The sequence below is a fragment of the Mesorhizobium sp. M7A.F.Ca.CA.003.01.2.1 genome, assembly GCF_003998945.1.
Classification (GTDB): domain Bacteria; phylum Pseudomonadota; class Alphaproteobacteria; order Rhizobiales; family Rhizobiaceae; genus Mesorhizobium; species Mesorhizobium ciceri.
The window spans coordinates 1-2,890 of record NZ_RZRA01000755.1; the positions used below are offsets into that span (position 1 = coordinate 1).

Below are 2,890 nucleotides of genomic sequence, written 5' to 3' on the forward strand. Positions count from 1 at the left end.
GGCCTGCAGCGCGTGGAAGGGCGAGCGTGGATCGCTGATGGCGAGGCCCACCAACTGGTCGAGGGCCGAGGTTGCCGCCTTGTAGACCGCACCCGTCATCACGCCGGCCAGCCGCGAACCGCCGGTGACGCCGGCGCGCGGAAAGCGGGAGTCACCGAGCTTCACCACCACGTCGTCAGCTCGCACGCCGAGCGTTTCGGCGGCGGTCTGCGCCAGGATGGTGTAGGTGCCCTGGCCCATGTCGATCGAGGAGCTTTCGACCTCGACCGAACCATCGGCCAGGATGCGCACGAGCGCCTCGCCATAGGCGCGTCGCACCGGATAGGTGCCGGCGGCGACGCCCCAGCCGATCAACTGGTTGCCGTCGCGCATCGAGCGCGGTTCGGGTGTGCGCCTGGACCAGCCGAAGCGTTCGGCGCCTGCAGCAAAAGCCTCGCGCAACTGCCTGGTCGACCAGGCTTTTTTGGCATGTGGATCCTGCTCGGCATAGTTTCGGAGCCGGATCTCCAGCGGATCGATGCCGACCTCGTAGGCAAGCTCGTCGATGGCGCTTTCGATGCCGAAGGCTGAGGGGTTTTCGCCCGGCGCGCGCATGGCGCCCGGCACCACCGAATTGACCCGTACGACATTCTGCTTCGAGGAGAAATTCGGCGTTGTGTACATGATCGAGGTGACCGATCCGAGCGGCTCGACCCACATGCCGTCGATGGATGTTTCATTGACGCCGCGATGCACGATCGACTGGATCTTTCCCTGCACGTCGGCGCCGATCGTCACCGTCTGGCGCGTCGCCGCGCGGCCGCCATAGCCGGTAAAAGTCTGCGGCCGGGTCATCACCAGCCGCACCGGCCGGCCGAGCATTTTGGCCGCACAGGCGGCCACCGCGCCATGGCTGAGCGCCAGCGCCTTGGAGCCGAAGCCGCCGCCAATATAGGGCGACACCAGCCGCACGTTCTCGAACGGCACACCGAACCATTCGGCATAGGTGCGCGCCATGCCGTCCAGCCATTGGCTCGGCTCCCACACGGTGAGGTGGTCGCCCTCCCAGCGGGCGATCAGGCCATGCGGCTCCATCGGCGCCTGGTACTCGCGCGGCGTGTTGTAGGCGGCGCAGATGCGGACCGGCGCCGAGGCGAACGCACCTTGCGCGTCGCCCCATTCCTTGGTCATGGCATCGATCGCGATGCCATCGCCGGCTTTGGCGTCGCTGAGGTCGACGATGGCAGGCGTTTCCTCATAGCTGACCTTGACCAGTGCCGCCGCCGCGACCGCCCGCTCGAAGGTCTCGGCGACCACGGCGGCGACATGCTGACCCGAAAAGGTGATGTCGCGCGCGAGCGGGCAATACGGCTTGTCGGGCGGCGGCGTGCCGAACCAGTCCGCCGCGGTCCTCAGGCTGATGATGGTGTCCGGCGTCAGCACCTGCAGCACGCCGGGCGCCACCTCGGCGGCAGTGGTGTCGATCGCGCGCACCTTGCCCGATGCAATCGTGCTCTCGACCAGGACGGCGTAGGCGAGGCCTTCGAGCTGCTGCTCGACGGCGTATTTCGCCGCACCGGTGATCTTGGCCGGGCCGTCGATGCGCGACAGCCGGCCGCCGACGGCTTCGGCAAAAGCGCCGTCGGACGCATCCCCATGCCTGATGTTGTGAACGGTCATGCCGTCTCTCCCAATTTGCGGATGGCGCGGGCGACGACGCGCGGCGCCAGTTCGACCTTGTAGTGGTTGGCGCCATGGTCGACAGAGCCTTCGACGGCGAGCAGGCTGGCGGCGCGCACAGTGTCCGGCTCCAGCACCTTGCCCTTCAGCGCGTTTTCCACGGCCCGCGCACGCCACGGCTTGGTCGCGACGCCGCCAAGCGCGACGCGCAAATCGCGGATCGTTCGGCCGTCAGGTTCGAACTCAATGCCGACCGCCGCGCTCGCGGCGGCAAACTCATAGGATTGCCGGTCGCGGATCTTGAGATAAGTCGAACGCCGGGCAGGGGCCGAGCCGGGGATCTCGATCGCGGTGATCATCTCGCCCGGTTCGATCGCGTGTTCCCGATCCGGCGTGGTGCCGGGCAGCAGGAAAAAGTCGTCGACCGGGATGTGGCGCTCGCCCAGATGCACGATCGCATCGAAGGCGACCAGCGCCACGGCGAGGTCGCCCGGATACATGGCGATGCACGCGTCGCTGATGCCAAGCACCGCATGGCCACGGGTAACGCCGCCGATCGCCGAACAGCCAGAGCCGGGCTCACGCTTGTTGCAGGCTGGGAAATTCGCGGGATCGCGGAAATAAGGGCAGCGCGTGCGCTGCATCAGATTGCCGCCGATGGTCGCCATGTTGCGGATCTGCGCGGAAGCCGCCTGCCACAGGGCTTCGGAAATGGCGGGGAAGCTACTCTTGATGTCGGCATGGTCGGCGACATGGCTCATCCTGGCCAGTGCGCCGATGGTGACGCCGCGCTCGTTCACCTCGATCCTGCCCAACCCCTTGAGATGGGTGATGTCGACCAGCGTCTCGGGCTCGGCGACGCCGCATTTGGCGAGGTCGATCAGCGTGGTGCCGCCGGCCAAGAGCATGGCGCCGGGCAGGGCGGCCGCCTGGCGTGCCGCATCGAGCGAATTGGCGCGCACATACGAAAAATCCCTCATGATGCGGCCTCCAATGCTGCCTGGCGGACAGCGGCGACGATGTGCGGATAGGCGCCGCAGCGGCAGAGGTTGCCGGCCATATACTCGCGGATTTCTTCGTCGGAGCCGGCATGGCCTTCGCGGATGCAGGCGACCGCCGACATGATCTGGCCCGGCGTACAATAGCCGCACTGGAAGGCGTCCTGTTCGAGGAAGGCAGCCTGCACGGGATGCATTTCGCCCTCCCGTGCAAGCCCCTCTATGGTGGTGAC

Annotated in this window: 3 protein-coding genes; all 3 read right to left on the minus strand. The window is 67.1% G+C overall.

Features of this window, described 5'->3' with window-relative positions; genetic code table 11:
* Nucleotides 1–1,659, minus strand: a 1,659-nt coding sequence (locus tag EN969_RS24940) for a xanthine dehydrogenase family protein molybdopterin-binding subunit (protein WP_164758466.1), incomplete at its 3' end; no start/stop codon positions are given.
* The gene (locus EN969_RS24945; protein WP_063168587.1) at nucleotides 1,656–2,639 is read right to left on the minus strand and encodes a xanthine dehydrogenase family protein subunit M; all 984 of its coding nucleotides are present in this window, start codon (nucleotides 2,637–2,639) and stop codon (nucleotides 1,656–1,658) included. The genes EN969_RS24940 and EN969_RS24945, both read right to left, overlap by 4 nt.
* The coding region (locus tag EN969_RS24950) for a 2Fe-2S iron-sulfur cluster-binding protein (protein ID WP_245467492.1) at nucleotides 2,636–2,890 on the minus strand (255 nt) is incomplete at its 5' end. The genes EN969_RS24950 and EN969_RS24945, both read right to left, overlap by 4 nt.

Bases quoted from the DNA above. Each gene is read 5' to 3' on its own strand.
- EN969_RS24945 (WP_063168587.1), bottom strand. From the start codon at position 2,639: ATGAGGGATTTTTCGTATGTGCGCGCCAATTCGCTCGATGCGGCACGC.